Raw genomic sequence first — 19,794 nt, forward strand, 5'->3', positions numbered from 1 at the left:
CTACCTCCTGAGGATAAATGATCACAGTCACCGACCTGCGCAAGGTCTACCGTCAGGGAAAAAAGGAAGTCGTGGCCCTTGACGGGGTTTCCCTTTCTGTCCCCAAAGGCTCCATCCACGGCATCATCGGCCACTCCGGCGCAGGCAAGTCCACCCTGGTGCGCTGCCTGACGCTGCTGGACCGCCCGACGTCGGGGTCGGTCAACATCGACGGTACCGAACTGAGCTCCGTCAGGGACTCGGAAATCCGCGCCGCCCGCCGCCGTATCGGCATGGTTTTCCAGCACGCGAACCTCATGGATTCGCGAACGGCCGCCGGAAATGTCGCCCATCCCCTGGAACTGGTGAAGGCGCCGAAGGACAGGATCCGGACCAGGGTCGCCGAGTTGCTGAAACTTGTGGGCCTCGAAGGCTTCGAGAATGCCTACCCCTCCCAGCTTTCCGGCGGACAGCGCCAGCGCGTCGGCATCGCCCGCGCCTTGGCATCGGACCCGGATGTCCTGCTGTGTGATGAGCCCACCTCCGCACTGGACCCTGCCACCACCGACGAAATCCTCGACCTGATCCAGGACCTGACCCGCCGCCTGCAACTCACTGTGCTCATCATCACCCATGAGATGCATGTGGTGAAGCGCGTCTGCGGGTCCGTGTCCCTCCTGTCCAAGGGCCGGGTCATCGAGTCCGGTCCCCTCGCCGAGGTGGCATCGGACCTCGACAGCAAACTGGCGCGGGCACTTCTGCCGCTGCCGGCGTCGGAACCGATCAAGGGCGCGCTCCAGGCCGGGCCTGTACTGGAGATCCTTTTCTCCGGCGAAGGCGCCAAGGAGCCCGTGCTCACAGGAGTGGCACGGCATTTCGACATTGACCTGAACGTCCTTGCCGGCAGTGTCGAGACACTCGGCGGCCAGCAGTTCGGCCACCTGCGGGTCCAGCTGGCCGACAACGCTGACTACGACGCCGTCCTGGGCTACCTCCGCGCGCGCGGCATCAGCGCCAAGCTGGCCGGTTCCGCCGCCGACGACGCGGAACTGTCTGAATTCGCCCCGGCGGACACCGACTTCGCCGCCGAGACGGGAGACGTCAAGTGAACGAGATCTTCAGCAACCCTGTCCTGGCCAAGGCACTGCCGGAGGCCATTGTCGAGACCCTCCAGATGGTGGGTATCTCTGCGTTCTTCACCGTGCTGGTCGGACTGCCGCTGGGCGTCTTCCTGCACGTCACCGTTCCCGGCGGGCTGCGTCCCATGCCGGTGGTCAACCGGATCGTCAGCGACATCGTCGTCAACATCACCCGCTCCATCCCGTTCGCGATCCTGATGGTGGCACTGATCCCGCTCGCCCGGCTCCTCGTGGGAACCAGCCTGGGTCCGGTGGCTGCCTCCGTATCACTGTCCATCGGAACCATCCCGTTCTTCGCCCGCCTGGTGGAGGCCTGTCTGCGCGACGTCCACCACGGAAAGATCGACGCCGCACAGGTGATGGGCTCCACACGGATGCAGGTCATCAGCAAGGTGATGCTGCCCGAGTCCCTGCCCGCGCTCGTGGCTGCCGCGACCACCACTGTGGTGACCCTGGTGGGCTACAGCGCCATGGCCGGCCTCGTCGGAGGCGGCGGCCTCGGGAAGCTCGCCTACAACTACGGCTTCCAGCGCTTCGACGTCACGGTCATGATCGTCACCATCGTGCTGATCATCGTCCTGGTCCAGCTCATCCAGCTCACGGGCGAATGGATCTCCCGCAGCCTGGACCACCGCTAAAAATCTTCACTGCAGCGGGTAGCCGCCCACTGCACCTGAACAGGATCTCCCCGGCACCGCCGTCGGAATCCAGGCTATTTCGAAAGGAACGCATCCCATGCGTAAATCACTCACCCTCCTCGCCACCGGCATCGCCGCGGCCCTGGCACTGGCCGGGTGCGGCGGGTCCCCCGCCCCCAGCGCCGAGTCCACCCAGGCCCTTGACCCGGCCAAGCCCGTCACCCTCACGGTGGGCGCCAGCCCCGTTCCGCAGGCCAAGATCCTTGAATTCCTCAACCAGGACCTCGCCCCGAAGGCCGGCCTGAAGCTGGACATCAAGGAGATCGAGGACTACCAGACGCCGAACACCGCACTGAGCGACGGCTCGCTGGACGCCAATTACTACCAGCATCTGCCGTGGTTCGAGGACCAGGTCAAGACCAAGGGCTACGACTTTGGCCACGGCGCCGGCATCCACATCGAGCCGTACGCCGCCTTCTCCGAGAAGGTCAAGAACATCAGCGAGATCAAGGACGGCGCCAAAATCGCCATCACCAACGATCCCTCCAACCAGGTCCGGGCGCTCCGGGTGTTGGAAAAGGCCGGCCTCGTCAAGGACATCAAGGATGACTCCTCCGTCATCGGCCTGACTGACGCCCAGAACCCGAAGAAGCTGAAGTTCTCCGAGAACCAGCCTGAACTGCTGATCAACGACCTGAAGGATCCCTCCGTGGACCTGGCCCTGATCAACGGCAACTTCATCCTCAAGGCCGGACTTAGCACCACCGATGCGCTGGCCGTGGAGTCCACCGAGAACAACCCCTACGCCAACTTCCTGGCCTGGCGCTCGGAGTCCAAGGACGATCCCCGCATCAAGAAGCTGGACGAGCTCCTGCACTCCCCCGAGGTCAAGGCCTTCATCGAGAAGGAATGGCCCAACGGCGACGTGACCGTAGCCTTCTAGGCAAACCGGAACACCGGACAGCAAAAAAACTCTGGCACCCGCCGCGGCGGGTGCCAGAGTTTTTTGTTGGAAAGTCCGACGGCGGTTCAGGCCTTCGCTGCGGCGGCTGCCTCCGCGGCGGCCGGCAGTGCCTCGAAGATCCGGTTCATCGCGGCGTCATCGTGCGCCGCGGACAGGAACCAGGCCTCGAAGACGGACGGCGGCAGGTAGACGCCCGATTCCAGCATGGAGTGGAAGAACGGCGCGTAGCGGAACGACTCCTGCTTCAGGGCGTCGCTGTAGTTGTGGACCCCCTGCTCGGACGTGCCGAAGGCCACCGAGAACAGGTTGCCGGCGCGCTGGATGGAGTGGTCCACGCCGGCCGCAGCCAGGGCGGCGGACAGTGCGCCGGACAGTTCCAGGGACCGGGCGTCCACAAAGTCGTAGACCTCCCGGGTGGCGTGGGTCAGGGTGGCGACACCGGCCGCCATGGCCACCGGGTTGCCGGACAGCGTGCCCGCCTGGTAGACGGGACCCAGCGGCGCGAGGTGGTCCATGACGTCGGCTCGTCCGCCGAGGGCCGCCGTCGGCATGCCCCCGCCGATCACCTTGCCGAACGTCAGGAGGTCGGGAGTCCACTTCTCGGTGGCGTCGGCGGCGCCGCCGGTGAGGCCCCAGTAGCCCGAGTAGCCGGTGCGGAAGCCGGTCAGGACCTCGTCGACGATCAGCAGCGCGCCGTGGGCGGCGGTGATCCGTGAGAGGCCGGCATTGAAGCCTTCGCCGGGGGTGACCACGCCCATGTTGGCAGGCGCCGCCTCGGTGATGACGGCGGCGATGTTGGGCCCGTGTTCAGCGAAGGCTGCCTCGACGGCGCCGAGGTCGTTGTACGGCAGCACCAGGGTCTCGGCGGCGGTGGCGGCCGTGACGCCTGCCGAACCGGGCAGCGCAAGGGTGGCCACGCCGGAGCCGGCGGACGCGAGCAGCCCGTCGAGGTGCCCGTGGTAGCAGCCGGCAAACTTGATCACCAGGTTGCGGCCGGTGAAGCCACGGGCCAGCCGGATCGCCGTCATGGTGGCTTCCGTGCCGGTGGACACCATGCGCAGCCGTTCGACGGCGGACACGCGTTCCTTGACGATGGCCGCGAGGTTGGCCTCATCGGGGGTTGAGGCACCGAAGGAGAGGCCGCGGTCCACGGCGGCGTGCACCGCGTCCAGAACGGCCGGGTGGGCGTGCCCCAGCAGGGCCGGGCCCCAGGAGCAGACCAGGTCCACGTAGTCCTTGCCGTCGGCGTCGGTCAGGTAGGGGCCCTTGGCCGCGACCATGAAGCGTGGTGTGCCGCCAACGGAACCGAAGGCGCGGACCGGGGAGTTCACCCCGCCGGGCATCAGCTGGCGGGCTCGGTCGAAGAGTTCCTCGTTGCGAGGGATGCTGGAAGTCATGGTTCCCATTCTTTCAGTCTGCGGGAGTGTCACCGGACAGGAGTTCGGCCACCCGCGGTGCCACCACGGTGCCGAAGAGTTCGATGCAGCGCATCATGGATTCGTGCGGCAGCGTGCCGTTGCCGTATTTCAGGTCGAAGCGGTCGACGCCGAGGTTCCGCTTGAGCAGCGCGATCTTCTGCGCCACCGTCTCAGGCGAGCCGACGTACAGGGCACCCTCGGGGCCGCACATGGCGTCGAACTCACGGCGGTTTCCCGGGCCCCAGCCCCGTTCGGCGCCGATCCTGTTCCGCTGGGCAAGCCAGTGCGGAAACAGCTCCTCACGGGCCGCCTCGTCGGTTTCAGCGACGTGACCGGGCGAGTGGGTGGCGATCTGCTGCATGGGCTGGCCATACTTGGCCATCGCGTCGCGGTACAGGTCCACCAGAGGACCGAACGCGCGCGGCTGGCCGCCGATGATGGCGAAGATGATCGGGTAGCCGTACTCCGCGCAGCGCAGGACGGACTCCGGGGTGCCGCCCACGCCGATCCAGGCCGGCAGCAGGTGGTGCTCCAGCGGTGGATAGACGCTCAGCCCGGCCAGCGCGGGCCTGGTCCGGCCCTCCCAATGGACCGGCTTTTGCACCCGCACCCTGTCGAAGAGCTCGAGCTTCTCCTCGAACAGCACCTCGTAGTCCGCCAGGTCCAGCCCGAACAGCGGAAAGGACTCGATGAACGAGCCGCGGCCCAGCATCACCTCGGCGCGGCCGCCGGAGAGGGCGTCCACGGTGGAGAAGCGTTGGAACACGCGGATGGGGTCGTCCGAACTCAGGACGGTCACGGCCGAACCGAGCCGGATCCGGGTGGTCCTCGCCGCGGCGGCTGCCAGGAACACCTCGGGGGCGGAGACCGCAAAGTCGCGGCGGTGGTGCTCCCCCACACCGAAGGCATGAAGCCCGACGGCATCAGCGAGGACCGCCTGGTCCAGCAGCTCCCGCAGCACCTGGGCGTGCGGCTTGGGCTCGCCGTCACCGTCCAGACCGACGTCCCCGAACGTGTTCAGGCCCAGCAGGATCTGTCCTGGCCCCACCGGAGCGGTGGGTCCTGTGCTCTGGCCCGGAGCCGCCCCCTGCATCAGGATTCCCTGAGCCAGCCGGCGATTTCGCTGGCCCAATAGGTGAGGACCATGTCTGCCCCGGCGCGGCGGATGCCGAGGACTGATTCGGTGATGGCCGCCCGCCGGTCGATCCAGCCGTTGCCAGCGGCGGCCTCGATCATGGCGTACTCGCCGGAGATCTGGTAGGCCGCGACCGGCACGGGGCTCATCGCGGCGACGTCCGCCAGGATGTCGAGGTAGCTCATGGCCGGTTTGACCATCACCATGTCAGCACCCTCGGCAAGGTCCAGTTCCACCTCCTGGATGGCCTCGCGGCGGTTGGCGGCGTCCATCTGGTACGTCCTGCGGTCGCCCTTCAGCTGCGAGTCCACCGCTTCCCGGAACGGGCCGTAGAACGCCGACGCGTACTTCGCGGCGTAGGCCAGCACGGCGGTGTTCACGTGGCCGGCGTCCTCCAAGGCCTGGCGGATCACGCCGATCTGTCCGTCCATCATGCCGGACGGGCCCAGCACGTGGGCGCCGGCGTCGGCCTGGGCCACAGCCATCTTTGCGTAGATCTCCAGCGTGGCGTCGTTGTCCACGTAGCCGTCGCTGTCCAGGACGCCGCAGTGGCCGTGGTCGGTGAATTCGTCGAGGCAGACGTCGCTCATCACCACGAGGCTGTCCCCCACTTCCGTCCGCACGTCCCGGATGGCCTTGTTGAGCACCCCGTCCGGGTCCAGCGACGCCGTGCCCTCCGCGTCCCGGGTCTCGGGAATGCCGAACAGCATGATGCCGCCGACACCCAGTTCCACGGCTTCGGCGGCAGCCCGCTTGAGGGTTTCAGTGGTGTGCTGCACGACGCCGGGCATGGAGGCAATCGGGTTGGGCTCCGAGAGCCCCTCGCGGATGAACGCGGGAAGGATCAGATCCGCCGGGGCTAGGCGGTGCTCGGCCGTGAGCCTGCGCATGGCGGGGGTGGTGCGGAGCCGCCGGGGGCGGTGGTGCGGAAAGCTCATGTCCTGTCCTTCACTGTGGGCCTGCTGTAGATGAGTGGATGTTTAGGGGGCAAGCGCCCGGATGACAGCCGCCACGAGACCTTCGGGCGTGGCCTCGCGGGCCGTGGCCGCCACGGTGAGCCCCTGCGCTTCCGCCTCGGCTGCTGTTGACGGGCCGATGGCCACCAGGCGGCAGGAGCCGAGGGGCGCCAGGGTGGCGCCGATGCGCCGCACCGCGCTGGGTGAGGCGGCGACGACGGCGGCCAGGACGCCGCCGTCGACCTCGGCTTTCGCTTCGGCGGGTGTAAGCAGCGGGAGCGCGGCGGCCGTTTTTTCGCCATCGGGCTGGCCAGGGCCCCCAATGGTCTGCCCGAGGCGGCGCCCCGGCTGGGCCGGGAAGTCCACCGTGGAATACGCCACCACAGTACGGACCCGGGCACCCTTCGCCTCAAGTCCGCGGGCCAGCGCAGGCGCGGCGATGTCGGCCTGCGGCAGCAGCACGTCGGCGGGGCCGCCGGGCCACCCGTTGACGATCCCGGCCGCTGAATGGTCCTGCTCCGGCTCAAAGTGCACCGCAATCCCAGCAGCCTCAAGCGCCCTCCGGCTGGCGGGGCCGACGGCGGCGACGCGCGTTCCGGCCGGAAGCCAGTCGCCCAGTGCCACGGCGCGCTCTGCAGCCTTTTCCTGCAGCGCCAGGACGGTGGTGGCACTGCTGACCACGAGCCACTCAAAGCGGCCGGCGCCCAGTGCCGCGAAGGCATCGTCGAGCGCAGCCTGGTCCGGGGCGCGTTCAGCGGCCGTCAGCGGCAACAGGAGGGGAACGGCGCCGGCCAGCCGCAGAGCCTCGGCGAGGGGTCCGGACCGCTCGGGGCTTCGCGTCACCAGGACGCGGCACCCTTCCAGGGGGCGCCCGCCAGCCCGGTTCTCCCCGCTCGTCGTTCCCATCCGGTGGCCGTCGGCGGTCAGGACGCCGTCAGGTCCGCGATGTCCGCAGCCCCCGCTGCCAGCAGGACCTCTGCCAGTTCGATTCCGAGCAGGGTGGCACCGACCTCGGTGAGTCCGTCCGTGGCCCGCTTGTCCCGCACCGAGGCGGTGCCGTCCACGGCGCAGACCACAGCTTCCAGGTGGAGCATGCTGCCCTTGCGGTACGCGTAGGCGCCCACGGGGGCGGCGCAGCCTGCCTCGAGCCGGGCAAGCAGTGCACGTTCGGCCGTAACCGCAAGCCTGGTGTCGGCATCGTCCAGGGCGGCCAACGCCTGGGCGAGCACGCCCTGCGACCCCTCGGTGGACCCGGCCCGGCGGGGCGCCTCGGCGGTGCGGCACTCGATGGCCAGCGACCCCTGGCCGGCTGCCGGGAGCATGACGTCCGTCTCCAGGAATTCGGTGACGGTGTCCAGGCGGCCGATCCGTTCCAGTCCGGCTGCGGCGAGGATGACGGCGTCGAGGTCGCACGACTTCCCGTCAACCACGGCGTCGGTGGCATTGCCCGGCAGGCCGGGCACGCGGCCCAGCCGGGTGTCGACGTTGCCGCGGATGTCCACGATGTCCAGGTCGGGGCGGACGGCGCGCAGCTGCGCTGCCCGGCGGGGAGAGCCGGTCCCGACGCGGGCGCCCCTGGGCAGGTCGGCCAGCTTGAGGCCGTCCCGGGCGCAGAGGACGTCGCGAACGTCCACCCGGGGCGGGGTTGCGGCCAGCGCCAGGCCCGGGGCGGAACCCGTAGGCAGGTCCTTGAGGGAGTGGACGGCGACGTCGCACTCGTTCCGCAGCAGCGCGTCGCGCAGCGCGGCCACGAAGACGCCGGTGCCGCCCATCTGGGACAACGATCCGGTGAGGACGTCGCCGTCGGTCCTGACATGGACCAGTTCGACGTCGAAACCTCCGACGGCGGCCAGCCGGTCGGCCGTCTGCTGCGTCTGGGTCAGGGCGAGCTTGCTCGCCCTGGTGCCGATCCGTACTGTCACTGTGCGTCCCGCCCGGCGGCCGGGTAGGGGTCATGCCCCTGGCCCACGGTGGTGTCGGCCCCGGCGATGGTGGGCTTTTCGCCGCGGAAGTTTTCGCAGCAGCCGGGACGGCATACGTCGTACCAGGGGCCGAGGCCGGTGACTGCCTGGCGGTCCGCGATGTTGTTGGCTACGGTTCGTTCGCAGATCAGGTCCACGAGCCCCTCGACAAAGCGGCGGTGCGTCCCCGGCGTGGGCACGCGCGTGGCGGCGAGGCCCAGGTCCTGGCAGGTCTGCAGCGCTTCGGTATCGAGGTCCCAGACCACCTCCATGTGGTCGCTGACGAAGCCCAGGGGCACGATCACAATACCCGCGACACCCTGCTTGGCGAGGTCCTCGATGGCATCGTTGATGTCCGGCTCGAGCCACGGGATATGCGGAGCGCCGGACCGGGACTGGTAGACAAGGGACCACGGCACGGACAGGCCGGAATCGGCTTCCACGCGGCGCATGATCTCCGCGCCGTTGGCGAGGTGCTGGGCCACGTAGGCGGAATCCTCCGCAAACTCACGGGGCTCGTCCTCGGAACGGCCCGCCGCCACGGCATCCCGGGTGGGGATGGAGTGGGTGGCAAAGAGAACGTGGATGGGGGCGTCCGGCTTGCCGGCGGCCGCCAGCTGGGCGCGAACCTCGGCAACTCCCTCGGCGGTGCCCGCGATGAAGGGTTCCACGAAGCCGGGGTGGTCGAAGTACTGGCGCACCTTGTCCACTTCCAGCCTGCCGTCGAGCCCGGTTTCGGTCAGGGCCATGCCGATGTCCTCGCGGTACTGGCGGCAGCTGGAGTAGCAGGAGTACGCGCTCGTGGTGAGCATGAGCAGGCGGCGGTGGCCGGCGTCGTACGCGTCCTGGAGGGTCTGCGGGATGTACGGGTCCCAGTTGCGGTTGCCCCACAGCACGGGCAGGTCGATGCCCCGCGTTGCCAGTTCGGCTTCGAGGGCGGCCTTCAGCTCGCGGTTCTGCTGGTTGATCGGGCTGATGCCGCCGTTGGCGCGGTAGTGGTGGGATACCTCTTCCAGGCGCTCGTCGGGGATCCCCCGGCCGCGGGTGACGTTGCGGAGGAACGGAATCACGTCATCCTGGCCTTCGGGGCCGCCGAACGAGGCGAGGAGGATGCCGTCGTATTCCTTGGGGGCCATCCGGCCGGCTTCGGTGACAGGATTCACGGCGCCTTCCTGCGGGTCCAACGGACTCATGCGAGAACCTCGGCGATCTCGCCGGAGCTGATCCGCCGGCCGGTGTAGAACGGGATCTCTTCGCGGACGTGGTTGCGTGCTTCGGTGGAACGCAGGTGGCGCATCAGGTCAACGAGGTCCACGAGCTCGGGCGCTTCGAGGCCAAGGATCCATTCCCAGTCCCCGAGGGCAAACGAGGAGACCGTGTTGGAAATGACCTGGGGGAAGTCGCGGCCCAGCAGGCCGTGGTCGCGCAGCATCTTGCCGCGCTCATTCTCCGGAAGCAGGTACCACTCGTAGGAGCGGACAAACGGGTACACGCACAGCCATTCGGCCGGCTCCACGCCGCGGGAAAAGGCCGGGGTGTGGTTCTTGGCGAACTCCGCCTCACGGTGCACGCCCATGGCGGACCACACGAGTTCGGTCCCCGCGAAGAGCTTGCTGCGGCGGATGTCACGGATGGCCTGCTGCAGCGCCTCGGGCTTGGGGCCGTGGAGCCAGACCATGACGTCGGCGTCGGCGCGCATGGCGGATACGTCGTAGCTTCCGCGGTGGGTCACCCCTCCCTGGGCCAGGCGCGCCACCAGGGCATCGAAATCCTCGGCAGCATCGGCGCTGCGGAGGACCTCGGCGGTACGCTTGAAAACGGTCCAGAGGGTGAAGAACTGCTCGGCTGAGTCTTCGGTTTTGGTGACAGATTCGGCAGGAGTGTGGCTCATGGTTACTATCCTGCCCCTTCCATGCGGCCTAAGTCGAAAAACTCAACTTCTACGTCGCGTAGAAGTGGCTAATTTCACAGCGCCCGCCGGATCCGGACCGCCGCAACACCAGCCGCCCCGGCAAGCGCCAGCAGCCCGGCTCCCCACCACACCTGCGGCTCGATGGTCCCGCTCCGCGAAATGCCCATGACGGCGCTCTCGGCCGGTACGCGGGAGTAGGGCGAGCCGATCGTGGCCATGTTGTTCGGTCCCGCAAACTGCGCCGAACCCCAGACTCCGCCGGTGACACCCGCAGCCGACCGTCCCCGCGCGCCTGATCCGCCGGCCAGGCCGGTGATGTCCCCGAACGGGCTGGCGTCGGCGGACGGGCTTTCGGTGGTCGCTGGGGAGCTGTTGGCCGCACCGCCCTGGGAGCCGCCGGCGGCCGGCGCGGCGGATCCCGCCGTTCCGGGCGCTGAACCGGCCGGCGACTGGCCGGCCCGAGCCTGCCCGCTCGGAGCCTGCCCTGCCGGGGAAGAGCCGGCGGTTCCTGCCGTCGATCCCGGCCAGCTGCCGGATTGTGACGGCGTGCCGGAGGGCTGTGCTTCGGAAGGTGCCGGGGCAACCGGAGAACCTGATGGCCTGGCCGGCCGGGAGGGCGATGCCGCTTCCGAGGAGGTCGGAGCGGGCGATGGTGCAGGGCTTGTGTAACCAGGATAGGTGTGGCCGGGATCGGACGGTGCCGGAGCCGGCTTCGTCGGGGTGGCCGAAGCGGTTATCGACGGCTCGGGCGTCGGGCTGGCTGTAAGGGTCACCGAGGGGGCCGGCGCCGGAACCAGGGGCGCAAGTGACGGCGGCAGCGACTCCGATGGCGAGGGCTCGGAGGGTGCGGGCGCCCGGCGGCCGTCCGACTTCCCTTCGTTCGACTTGCCGTCGCCCGATTTACTTTCGCCCGATTTGCCGTTGTTGGACTTTCCGCTGTCCGACTTTCCGCTGTTGGACTTTCCGTGGTTGGCGGTGCCTTCGCTCTTGCCGTGGCGGGACAGCGCGGCCGCCGCCCAGGCTTCAAGGCCGGCGGCGTCAACGGTGGCGTCCAGCCCCGTATCGGCGGCGGTGGCGCCCTGGCCGGGATCCGTCAGCAGGTCGGATGCGGGCAGTTCGGACGCGGCAGCGTTGGATGCAGGAACGCCTGCGGACAAGACCAGTACCGCTCCGAGCGCAGCTGCTGCCGTGCCACGCCGAAGACCCCCATGGAAACCAGTCAGCGAACGAAAACCATCGGACTTCTGATTGACCATAGTCATCGACCCTAAACACATTTTCGCGCGGAGAAAAACTTGCGGGCATGCCGGCCAGAAGGTATCGCGGGCGGGCAGGGACACTGCCTCCCCGAAACCCGCGACACCTTCCCTGACGGGCTATGCCAGGAAAGCGGCGAGTTGCTTTTTCGTGTCCGCCACCACTGCCGCGAGCCCGTTGCCGGCCAGCCAGCCGCCGACCATCAGCAGCCTGTCGATGCCTGCGCAGACCTGCCGGACGTCCGCCACCCGCTGCCGGTGCCCCACCGCGGCAAACGGCAATGCTCCGGCCCAGCTGACAACGTCCCAGTCCACCAGCGCATCCCGCGTGACGGGAACAGTCAGCAGCGCTGACGCATCCCGCAAAGCCATGTCAAGGAGCTCCTCGTCCGATGCCGCTTCCGGTCCCGGTACAGCTGCCGCCGAGGCGCCTGATGCCCCTTCGCTGCGTCCATACGAAAGCCGCAGCACGTGCCTGCCGCGTCCGGCCGCTTCCGCCAGCCACTCCCATTTGCCGGTGGCGTGGGTGAGGGCCTTCGCTTGGATTCCCTGGGTTTGGGGTGCCACGAGGATTCCGGTGCCACGCGGCCGCCGGTCCAAAGCGGGGAGATCAACAACAAGTGTCACAAGCTTGACCACAGGTCCGGGGCCGGGTTCACGCCCGGCCAGGGCAGGGACCGCCGCCGTGAGGAGCCGTACTGCCGACGGGCCGTCCAGTGCGACTACCAAGGTGTCGGCCTTGTAACTGTCAGCCCCCGCCGTTATCCCCCAGCCATCAGGGGTCCGCGCAACGGCGGTCGCCGCGGTCCGCGGCACCAGCTGCACGCCGCGTGCCCTCAGGTCCGCCACGAGCTCCGTGACGAGGGTATGCATGCCGCCCTTCAGGCCGGCGACGGCGGAGCCTGCCTTGGCCGGTTTACCCTGGGTTGGCGCGCCCCGCGTTGTCGTGGCCTGTGTCCCGGCTCCCTTGCGCTGGGCGGCCACAGCCGCCGCCAGTGAGCCGTGCCGGGTAATTCCCGCGCGCAGCCCGGGAGCCACCATGTCGACGTCGAGCAGGCCCGGGTCAGCCGAATGCACGCCGCCCACCACGGGTTCCACGAGCCGTTCCAGGACACGGCGCCCCATCCGTGCCCGCACCAGCGCGGAGACGCTGGAGACCTCGGCGGTGGTTCCCACGGAGGCGGGCAGCAGCTTGTCCAGCGAGGCGCGCAGGGAGCCGCCCAGGCCGAGCGAGCGGCGGACCTCCGGGTCCCAGGGATTGGCCGGGATGCCCAGCACGCCGGTCTTGGGAAGTTCGCGGGGACCGTCCGGCAACTGCACCCAGGCGCCGCCGGGGCGCGGGGCAACGATGTGTCCGCCCAGCCCGAGTTCAGCGGCCAGGTCGGCCACGGCGGTGGACCGGGTGGCGAACGACTCGGCCCCGCTGTCCAGGGTCAGCCCGGCCAAGTTGTGGCGGCCCACGCAGCCGCCCCAGGCGTCTGAAGCTTCCAGCACCGTGGTGTTCAGCCCCGCCCGTGCCAGTTCGCGGGCAGCCAGGAGCCCGGAGATGCCGCCGCCGACCACCAGCGCCGTGCGTCCGGCAGCCGGATGACTGCCCGCAGCCACGGCCCTTACTCCGGAGAGATGGAGTGGATGAGTTCGACGACGCGCGTCAGGACATCCGGGTCCGTTTCCGGGGGGACGCCGTGGCCGAGGTTCAGCACATGGCCGGGGGCGGCAGCGCCCGATGCGATGACCTCGCGGACGTGCGCTTCAAGGACCTCCCACGGAGCCGACAGCAGTGCAGGATCGATGTTGCCCTGCAGCGGGACGGTGCCGCCCAGCCTGCGGTTGGCTTCCTCCAGCGGCAGCCGGTAGTCCACGCCGACGACGTCAACACCGACGTCGCGCATGGCCACCAGAAGCTCGGAGGTGCCCGTGCCGAAGTGGACCAGCGGCGCGCCAAGGTCGCGGACGTGGTCCAGGGCGCGGGACGAGGCCGCGGCGACGAAGCGGGTGTAGTCAGCCAGCCCCAGGGACCCGGCCCACGAATCAAACAGCTGCCCGGCCGACGCGCCAGCCTCCAGCTGGGCGCGCAGGAACAGGCCGGAGGCGTCGGCGGCCCAGTTCGCCAGCGCCGTCCACGTCTCGGGGTCGGCGTGCATCATGGTGCGCGGACCGAGGTGGTCGCGGGAGGGCCTGCCCTCCACCATGTACGCGGCCAGCGTGAAGGGTGCGCCCGCGAAGCCGATGAGCGGGGTCTTGCCGAGCTGATCCACCGTCAGCCGGACGGCCTCCCGGATGGGTTCCAGCGACTCCTCGGTGAGGCGGGGCAGGGCGGCGACGTCGGCGGCGGTCCGCACGGGCTGGTCCAGGACCGGCCCCACACCAGGCACGATGTCCACCCCGACGCCGGCAAGCTTAAGCGGAATGACAATGTCGGAGAAGAAGATGCCCGCGTCCACGTCATGCCGGCGCACCGGCTGCAGGGTGATTTCGGAGGCAAGGTCGGGCCGGAGGCAGGAGTCCAGCATGGCAACGCCCTCGCGGACCTTCAGGTACTCCGGCAGGGAACGCCCCGCCTGGCGCATGAACCACACCGGGCGGCGGCTGGGCTTGCCGCCGCGGTACGCCGTGATGAGCGGAGAGTCTGCAGTGCGTCCGTCGCGAAGCGGATGGCCTGCGTCGAGTCCGGTACCGGCGGGTGTTAGGGCGCTAGAAGTCATGCCTTTGATTGTGCCCAAAATCGCCCCCAAAAGATAACGACAGCCTGTCATCCCGCGGCCGGTCTATCCGGCCGTGGCAGGAATCACAGGCCCGGACACCGCCTATCCGTTTGAAGGGTTGTTCTACGCGGGTGCGAAAAAGCTATGATTGTCCTGCTGTGGTTCTTTTCTCATTGGTGGCTACACACGCCGACATCGACCTCGAAACCGTTGCTCAGCTGAGCAACGGTTCTTCTGGCATTGCCACGTCCGCCCTCGCCGGTTCGCCGGCGGTCAAGGGTGCGGTTGTCCTTGCCACCTGCAACCGCTATGAAATCTACGGCGAGGCGCCGCATGCCGACGACGTGGAGGCCGCACGCGCCGCCCTCGTGGGCCAGATCAGCGAAACCAGCGGTCTGAGCGAGCAGCTCGTGTCCCGGTCGTTCAGCACGCACACCGGCCCCGATGTCAGCCAGCACCTCTTCGCCGTGAGCTCCGGACTCGATTCCGCTGTGGTTGGCGAGCGTGAAATTGCCGGGCAGGTGCGCCGGGCCCTGATCACCGCCCAGCAGGAGGGCACGGCCAGCGCCGGTCTGGTCCGTCTGTTCCAGGCCGCTTCGAAGACCGCCAAGGACGTCGGCGCGCAGACAGCGCTCGGCTCCCGCGGCCTGTCCATCGTCTCGGTGGCACTGGACCTCGCCATGGACCTCTCTGAAGAGACCGACTGGTCGAAGAAGAAGGTCGTGGTGTTCGGCACCGGCGCCTACGCCGGCGCCACCATGGCCCTCCTTCGCGAACGCGGTTGCCGCGACATCTCGGTGTTCTCGTCATCAGGGCGCGCGGCCACCTTCGTGGCCACCCGCGGCGGGACCGCCCTCGACGGCGACACCCTGCACGCCGCCGTGGCCGCCGCCGACGTCATGATCGGCTGCAGCGGCTCGGACACGAGGGTGGAAGCCGCCGAGCTCGCCCAGGTCCGTGCCGGATCCCAGCAGCCGCTGATCGCCATCGACCTGGCGCTCACCCACGATTTTGATCCCGCCGTGGGCGAGCTCGACGGCGTGGAGCTGCTGACGCTGGAGTCCGTGCGGCTCGCAGCACCCCAGGAGCAGGCGGAATCGCTCGCCCAGGCCAGCAGCATGGTTACCGGCGCCGCCCAGGCTTTTGAGCAGGAGCGCGAAGCGCGGTCCGTGGACTCGGCCATCGTTGCCCTCCGCCGCCACACCATGAACGTGCTCGATGCGGAAATGGAAAAGGTGCGGGCCCGCCACGGCTGTACCGCCGCTGCCGAAGAGGTGGAGTTCGCGCTGCGCCGCATGGTGAAGCAGCTGCTCCACGTCCCCACCGTCCGCGCCCGCGAGCTGGCGTCCAACGGCCAGCAAGACGACTACGTCGCAGCACTGGAAACCCTGTACGGCATCACGGTGGAGCAGCCGGCCGCCGCGTCCAAGGCTGAGTGCCCCGTAGACCACAGCGGCCTCACGGCGGGCCCCCCGCAGGGCGCCGCCAGCCTGCCGGAAAACGGCGAACGCAGGAACACCGCCTAACGGCATATGTTCTGACAAACCGGTCCCCACAAGCTTTCCATAGGTTCCCCGCGCAGCATTGAAGCTGCCCGTGAACACCATATTGGGGAGCTACCATGAACTTTTCGTCACCGGCACCTGCCGTTCCGCCCCTGAGCCGCCGGCAATTCGGACTCATCGTGGGAGGCGGAGCACTCCTCCTGGCCGGCGGCGGGACCTACGGCGTGGTCTCCCGCAGCAGACCCGGCGGCAGAGCGGGGGTCTCCACGGCGTTCGGCACGCTGTCGCTCGTCGACGCCGGGCGCCTCGCCAGGCTTGATGCGCAGGGACAGCCTGCTGCCACACCGCTCGCCTCGGCCATATCGCAGGTCACGGACGGCACGCGCAGGGCCACCGCGGCAGGCAAGACCGGAATGCAGCGCGTTTCCAGCCGGCGGGGCACCGCTGTGGATGACCACCACGGCGACCCCCTTCTGGACTCCGACTGGCCGCAGCCCGGGAACTTCACCTGGGGCGACGTCGTGGTGCTCGAAGTGGCGCTCACCAATGTCCGCCCCGAGCCGGTCCTGTTCAGCCCCGGCCAGCTGCGCCTCAAGCTGCTGCCGTCCGGCATCACCGTGGCACCGCAGGACGCCGACCGCGGCCCGGGCACGATCGCCGCCGGCGCCACCGAGCGCGTCTGGATCAGCTACCTCGCTCCGCACGATTCCGTCGCCATGGAGATCGAGTACACCGGCCTGGATGACACCGCCCAGGCCCTCGCCCTGCCGCTCCTCACCGTTGCCACAGTCCCCTCATGAGTCCCCTGGACCTTCACATCAATGACGGCTACCTTCCCGTGCCAGTGGGCCAGCTTCTTCCGTGGACCTGCTGGACTGGATCACCGGCAAGGTCCCGGATACCCGGCAGCGCTGCGGGGCTCAGTAGACGGGTTTCTGCGGCTCCACGTCCCGCACCCAGGCGAGGATGCCGCCGTCGAGATGACTGACGCGCTGGTAGCCGGCCTTCCGGGCCGCGGCCAGCACGGCTGCCGACCGTGTCCCGGCCTTGCAGTGGAACACGATGTCCTTGTCCTGCGGCAGCTCGCCCCAGGCCTCGCCGGACAGGATGCGCCCCTGCGGGATCAGCACGGAGCCATCGATCCGGACAATGTCGTACTCCCCCGCCTCACGCACGTCCACAAGCTCGAAGTCCTTCAGCCCTGCCTGCCGCGAGGCCAGCATTGTTGCCAGCTGCGTAGCAGTCACGGTGTGCTCGGTGTCGGTTGTTTCCGCCGGGGCGACGCCGCAGAAGGCCTCGTAGTCGGTGAGTTCCGTGATCCGCGGGGCATCGGGGTCTTTGGATACCCTGATCTCGCGCCAGCTGCCGCCCAGGGCGTCGTACAGCGCCACCCGGCCCAGGAGGGAACGTCCGACGCCGGTGATCAGCTTGACGGCCTCCGTCACCATGAGCGACCCCACAGCCGCGCACAGCATCCCGAACACGCCGCCTTCACCGCACGACGGCACGGAGCCGGCAGGCGGGGCCTCCGGGTAGAGGTCCCGGTAGGTGGGGCCGTGCTGCTCCCAGAACACGCTGACCTGGCCGTCGAAGCGGAAGATCGATCCCCACACGTACGGCTTGCCGAGGATGGCGGCGGCGTCGTTGACCAGGTAGCGCGTGGCGAAGTTGTCCGCCCCGTCCAGGATGAGGTCGTAGCCGGCGAACAGCTCCAGGGCGTTGGACGCATCGAGCCTGACGTTGTGCAGGCGGACCTCCACCAGCGGATTCAGTTCCGCGATGGCGTCCCGGGCGGATTCGATCTTGGGACGGCCAACGTCGCTGACGCCGTGAATGATCTGCCGCTGCAGGTTGCTCAGGTCCACGGCGTCGTCGTCGATGATCCCGAGGGTGCCCACGCCCGCCGCGGCGAGGTAAAGCAGCGCCGGCGCACCCAGGCCACCCGCGCCGATGACCAGCACGCGCGCGTTCTTCAGCCGCCTTTGGCCGAGCGCGCCGATTTCGGGAATGATGAGGTGCCTGGAATACCGCTCCACCTCTTCGGTGGAAAGCCCGGGCGCGGGATCGACGAGGGGGCCCGGGAGCGTGCGGACTGTATTTGCCGTGGACGGAGAAGCCATACTTCAATGTATGCCTGAAGATACCGCGCGGTCATATTACCCCCGGGTAAAGTGAAGTTAACTGCAAAGGAAAGAAGGCCAACAGTGGTTCATCATGCACCGGTTGATCGAACTCAGGCCGCGCAATCCAATGCCGGCCCGGCCCGCGCCCCCGGACAGCGCTCCGCCAGGCTGCCGCGCGACGAGCGCCGGGCCCAGCTGCTGGCCGCAGCCCAGGAGGTTTTCGTCGCCAACGGCTACCACGGGGCCGCCATGGACGAGATCGCGGAAACGGCCCACGTCAGCAAGCCGGTGCTCTACCAGCACTTCCCGTCGAAGCGGGAGCTGTACCTTGCCCTGCTGGACAGCCACCTCGAGGCGCTGACCGAGCTCATGCTGGGCGCCCTGAACTCCACCTCGGACAACAAGGAGCGCGTGCAGGCCGTCATGCGCGCCTACTACCGCTTCATCGACAGCGACGACCAGGCGCACCGGCTGGTCTTTGAGTCCGACCTGATCAACGACGCCGACGTCAGCTCGCGCCTGGAGACATTCAACAAGACGTTCGCCAACGCCATTGCGCAGGTCATCGCGGAGGACACCAAGCTGCCCCTGCTGGAGGCCCAGCTGCTGGGGCGCGGACTTGCGGGCATGGCCCAGGTCAGCGCACGGTACTGGCTGGAAACGGACGGGAACCTCGACCTGGATGTGGCCAGCGACCTGATTTACCGTTTAGCTTGGCGCGGAATCTCTCGCTTCCCCAAAGAGACCTAGACTACAACTGAAACTACCTTTGAAATTTCAACCTTGACTGGCTGGGAGGCCTTGCTGTGGAAGTAAAGATCGGCATTCAGAACGTCGGCCGCGAAATTGTGCTGGAATCGGCTCAGGATGCTGACGCTGTGGCCAAGGTCGTGGCCGAGGCCATCGCCAAGGGCAGCGAGCTGCGCCTGAACGACGAAAAGGGCCGTCAGATCATCGTCCCGGCCAATGTCCTTGGCTACGTCGAAATCGGCGCAGAGGAAGTGCGCCGGGTCGGCTTCGGCGCACTGTAGGCCAAGCCGTGCTGTCCCTCGTGATCGTGCTCCTGGTGACTGTTGCTGCCGGCTTCATCGTCTGGGCCAACGACCGGCACCACACCAAGTACGGCATCCTGCTGCCGGCCGGCACCGCGGCGGTGGTGGGCATGCTGGCGTGGATCATCTGCATCTGGGCGGGGCTTGGCTACCGGCCGGGCCTGACGTGGCTTCCGTGGGTCCTTCCCATGGTGGCCGGGACGGCTGCCGCCCTGGCAGTGGCGGTCTATCTGGGCCGGAGCCGCGCCAAGCAGGACACCCAGCGGCTGACGGCAGCGCTGAAAATCTAACCGCCCCGAAACCGTCAACGCCGGGATCCGTCCAGTGCCGGATCCTGCAGTGTCAGGATCCGGCCAGGTCCGGCCCCTGGCCTTCCTCGGTGCACAGGCAGAGCCGGTTTCCCTGGGCATCAGTGACCACCACCCACTTGGGTGCGTGGTCGCTGTTCATTAAGGCCCCGGTGGCCGCCGTCTTCTCCAGGGCGGATGCCGACTCGGCCTTCGAGCGGTAAATGTCCAGGTGCAGGCGGTTGTCGTCCGGGGTGGGGGTTTCCTGGAACCACACGCCCGGACCTCGTCCGTACGGGTCCACGAGGTCCCCGAACCGGCCCTTCCGGTACCCGAGCGCGACGCGCCAGACCTCGGAAATCGCCGCCGCGTCAGCCGTGTCGATGCCGATGTCCACCGACCGGTACAGGCCGGGCTGGGCCTCGGCGCCTGCCTCCGACGCGGCGTCGCTGACCGAGGCCGCGGCGCGGGTGTCCCGCGGGGTCACCTCGCCCCCGGCATCGTGGGAACTGAACCGGATGAATACCCGGTTATAGCGCCAGTCCAGGTCCGGATGGTGGTCCGTCTCCTCAGCCAAACGCCCGACGGCGGCAATCAGCTCCAGCGCGGCCGCCGCCGTCGGCGTCTTATAGACGGTGACCAGGCCGCCCAGCCGGTAGCGCCAGTCGGGCAGCCCGGCTAGCGCTTCGTCGATCTGGGGTCGGGTGAGGATGTCGTCCCTGGCGGCCACGGCGCACTCCTAGGCAGGACCTGTTGAGCCTGCC

At 68.6% G+C, this 19,794-nt stretch carries 20 protein-coding genes; 8 read left to right on the plus strand and 12 right to left on the minus strand.

Annotation, left to right across the window (positions count from 1 at the left end; genetic code table 11):
* Window positions 1-17: 17 nt before the first annotated feature.
* The 3 genes from AC5RWD_RS03905 to AC5RWD_RS03915 all read left to right on the plus strand — a co-directional run bounded on the left by AC5RWD_RS03905 (window position 18) and on the right by AC5RWD_RS03915 (window position 2,699).
* Complete coding sequence (locus AC5RWD_RS03905) at window positions 18-1,088, plus strand: methionine ABC transporter ATP-binding protein (protein ID WP_494018783.1); 1,071 nt, start codon at window positions 18-20, stop codon at window positions 1,086-1,088.
* Window positions 1,085-1,756 (plus strand): methionine ABC transporter permease, encoded by a 672-nt coding sequence (locus AC5RWD_RS03910; RefSeq protein ID WP_102971944.1) that lies wholly within the window; start codon window positions 1,085-1,087, stop codon window positions 1,754-1,756. Before AC5RWD_RS03905 ends, AC5RWD_RS03910 begins: the two co-directional genes overlap by 4 nt.
* A 97-nt stretch (window positions 1,757-1,853) precedes the next feature.
* On the plus strand, window positions 1,854-2,699 hold the full coding sequence (locus AC5RWD_RS03915) for a MetQ/NlpA family ABC transporter substrate-binding protein (protein ID WP_494018784.1): 846 nt from the start codon (window positions 1,854-1,856) through the stop codon (window positions 2,697-2,699).
* 86 nt (window positions 2,700-2,785) lie between these two features.
* Here AC5RWD_RS03915 and hemL read toward each other — a convergent pair whose 3' ends face one another.
* From hemL to hemE, 10 genes are all read right to left on the minus strand, one after another.
* Window positions 2,786-4,117, minus strand: a complete 1,332-nt coding sequence (gene hemL / locus AC5RWD_RS03920) for a glutamate-1-semialdehyde 2,1-aminomutase (RefSeq protein WP_494018785.1) — start codon at window positions 4,115-4,117, stop codon at window positions 2,786-2,788.
* A 13-nt stretch (window positions 4,118-4,130) separates the two neighbouring features.
* Window positions 4,131-5,231: an LLM class flavin-dependent oxidoreductase gene (locus AC5RWD_RS03925; protein ID WP_494018786.1), complete on the minus strand. Its 1,101-nt coding sequence runs from the start codon at window positions 5,229-5,231 to the stop codon at window positions 4,131-4,133.
* Window positions 5,231-6,211 (minus strand): porphobilinogen synthase, encoded by a 981-nt coding sequence (gene hemB / locus AC5RWD_RS03930; RefSeq protein ID WP_494018787.1) that lies wholly within the window; start codon window positions 6,209-6,211, stop codon window positions 5,231-5,233. Before hemB ends, AC5RWD_RS03925 begins: the two co-directional genes overlap by 1 nt.
* Window positions 6,212-6,253: 42 nt before the next feature.
* Window positions 6,254-7,135 carry a uroporphyrinogen-III synthase gene (locus AC5RWD_RS03935; RefSeq protein ID WP_494018788.1) on the minus strand — a complete coding sequence of 294 codons (882 nt, stop codon included), beginning with the start codon at window positions 7,133-7,135 and terminating at the stop codon, window positions 6,254-6,256.
* 17 nt (window positions 7,136-7,152) lie between these two features.
* Window positions 7,153-8,151 (minus strand): hydroxymethylbilane synthase, encoded by a 999-nt coding sequence (gene hemC, locus AC5RWD_RS03940; RefSeq protein ID WP_494018789.1) that lies wholly within the window; start codon window positions 8,149-8,151, stop codon window positions 7,153-7,155.
* Window positions 8,148-9,383 (minus strand): ferrochelatase, encoded by a 1,236-nt coding sequence (locus AC5RWD_RS03945; protein ID WP_494018790.1) that lies wholly within the window; start codon window positions 9,381-9,383, stop codon window positions 8,148-8,150. Before AC5RWD_RS03945 ends, hemC begins: the two co-directional genes overlap by 4 nt.
* Window positions 9,380-10,081, minus strand: a complete 702-nt coding sequence (hemQ, locus tag AC5RWD_RS03950) for a hydrogen peroxide-dependent heme synthase (RefSeq protein WP_494018791.1) — start codon at window positions 10,079-10,081, stop codon at window positions 9,380-9,382. The genes AC5RWD_RS03945 and hemQ overlap by 4 nt, the downstream gene beginning before the upstream one ends.
* A 74-nt stretch (window positions 10,082-10,155) precedes the next feature.
* Window positions 10,156-11,358: a hypothetical protein gene (locus AC5RWD_RS03955; protein WP_494018792.1), complete on the minus strand. Its 1,203-nt coding sequence runs from the start codon at window positions 11,356-11,358 to the stop codon at window positions 10,156-10,158.
* 120 nt (window positions 11,359-11,478) lie between these two features.
* Window positions 11,479-12,963, minus strand: coding sequence for a protoporphyrinogen oxidase (gene hemG / locus AC5RWD_RS03960; protein ID WP_494018793.1), 1,485 nt, complete (start codon window positions 12,961-12,963; stop codon window positions 11,479-11,481).
* 5 nt (window positions 12,964-12,968) lie between these two features.
* Window positions 12,969-14,063 carry a uroporphyrinogen decarboxylase gene (hemE, locus tag AC5RWD_RS03965; RefSeq protein ID WP_494018794.1) on the minus strand — a complete coding sequence of 365 codons (1,095 nt, stop codon included), beginning with the start codon at window positions 14,061-14,063 and terminating at the stop codon, window positions 12,969-12,971.
* A gap of 158 nt (window positions 14,064-14,221) precedes the next feature.
* Here hemE and AC5RWD_RS03970 point away from each other — a divergent pair, with 158 nt between their 5' ends.
* A complete protein-coding gene (locus tag AC5RWD_RS03970) occupies window positions 14,222-15,589 on the plus strand; it encodes a glutamyl-tRNA reductase (RefSeq protein ID WP_494018795.1) in 1,368 nt (455 codons plus the stop codon).
* Between the two features lie 95 nt (window positions 15,590-15,684).
* Complete coding sequence (locus AC5RWD_RS03975) at window positions 15,685-16,368, plus strand: hypothetical protein (protein WP_494018796.1); 684 nt, start codon at window positions 15,685-15,687, stop codon at window positions 16,366-16,368.
* Window positions 16,369-16,488: 120 nt separating this feature from the next.
* On the opposite strand, the gene moeB is transcribed toward AC5RWD_RS03975, so the two are convergent.
* Window positions 16,489-17,688 carry a molybdopterin-synthase adenylyltransferase MoeB gene (moeB, locus tag AC5RWD_RS03980; protein WP_494018797.1) on the minus strand — a complete coding sequence of 400 codons (1,200 nt, stop codon included), beginning with the start codon at window positions 17,686-17,688 and terminating at the stop codon, window positions 16,489-16,491.
* An 84-nt stretch (window positions 17,689-17,772) separates the two neighbouring features.
* On the opposite strand from moeB, the gene AC5RWD_RS03985 reads away from it, so the two are divergent.
* The 3 genes from AC5RWD_RS03985 to AC5RWD_RS03995 are packed head-to-tail and all read left to right on the plus strand — an operon-like array spanning window position 17,773 to window position 19,033.
* Entirely contained in the window at window positions 17,773-18,441 is a 669-nt protein-coding gene (locus AC5RWD_RS03985; protein ID WP_494018798.1) for a TetR/AcrR family transcriptional regulator, read from the plus strand.
* A gap of 56 nt (window positions 18,442-18,497) precedes the next feature.
* Window positions 18,498-18,722: a DUF3107 domain-containing protein gene (locus AC5RWD_RS03990; RefSeq protein ID WP_076801574.1), complete on the plus strand. Its 225-nt coding sequence runs from the start codon at window positions 18,498-18,500 to the stop codon at window positions 18,720-18,722.
* Window positions 18,723-18,730: 8 nt separating this feature from the next.
* Window positions 18,731-19,033 (plus strand): hypothetical protein, encoded by a 303-nt coding sequence (locus tag AC5RWD_RS03995; protein ID WP_494018799.1) that lies wholly within the window; start codon window positions 18,731-18,733, stop codon window positions 19,031-19,033.
* A 52-nt stretch (window positions 19,034-19,085) separates the two neighbouring features.
* Here the strand turns inward: AC5RWD_RS03995 and AC5RWD_RS04000 are convergent, their stop codons facing one another.
* Complete coding sequence (locus AC5RWD_RS04000; RefSeq protein ID WP_494018800.1) at window positions 19,086-19,760, minus strand: 4a-hydroxytetrahydrobiopterin dehydratase; 675 nt, start codon at window positions 19,758-19,760, stop codon at window positions 19,086-19,088.
* Between the last annotated feature and the right edge of the window lie 34 nt (window positions 19,761-19,794).

The organism is Arthrobacter sp. CMU6 (assembly GCF_059090205.1).

What these genes read in the sequence shown, in the direction of transcription:
- AC5RWD_RS03905 (WP_494018783.1), top strand. Translation starts at nt 18, where the DNA reads ATGATCACAGTCACCGACCTGCGCAAGGTCTACCGTCAGGGAAAAAAG.
- AC5RWD_RS03915 (WP_494018784.1), top strand. Translation starts at nt 1,854, where the DNA reads ATGCGTAAATCACTCACCCTCCTCGCCACCGGCATCGCCGCGGCCCTG.
- hemL (WP_494018785.1), bottom strand. Translation starts at nt 4,117, where the DNA reads ATGACTTCCAGCATCCCTCGCAACGAGGAACTCTTCGACCGAGCCCGC.
- AC5RWD_RS03925 (WP_494018786.1), bottom strand. Translation starts at nt 5,231, where the DNA reads ATGCAGGGGGCGGCTCCGGGCCAGAGCACAGGACCCACCGCTCCGGTG.
- hemB (WP_494018787.1), bottom strand. Translation starts at nt 6,211, where the DNA reads ATGAGCTTTCCGCACCACCGCCCCCGGCGGCTCCGCACCACCCCCGCC.
- AC5RWD_RS03935 (WP_494018788.1), bottom strand. Translation starts at nt 7,135, where the DNA reads ATGGGAACGACGAGCGGGGAGAACCGGGCTGGCGGGCGCCCCCTGGAA.
- AC5RWD_RS03945 (WP_494018790.1), bottom strand. Translation starts at nt 9,383, where the DNA reads ATGAGTCCGTTGGACCCGCAGGAAGGCGCCGTGAATCCTGTCACCGAA.
- hemQ (WP_494018791.1), bottom strand. Translation starts at nt 10,081, where the DNA reads ATGAGCCACACTCCTGCCGAATCTGTCACCAAAACCGAAGACTCAGCC.
- AC5RWD_RS03955 (WP_494018792.1), bottom strand. Translation starts at nt 11,358, where the DNA reads ATGGTCAATCAGAAGTCCGATGGTTTTCGTTCGCTGACTGGTTTCCAT.
- hemE (WP_494018794.1), bottom strand. Translation starts at nt 14,063, where the DNA reads ATGACTTCTAGCGCCCTAACACCCGCCGGTACCGGACTCGACGCAGGC.
- AC5RWD_RS03975 (WP_494018796.1), top strand. Translation starts at nt 15,685, where the DNA reads ATGAACTTTTCGTCACCGGCACCTGCCGTTCCGCCCCTGAGCCGCCGG.
- moeB (WP_494018797.1), bottom strand. Translation starts at nt 17,688, where the DNA reads ATGGCTTCTCCGTCCACGGCAAATACAGTCCGCACGCTCCCGGGCCCC.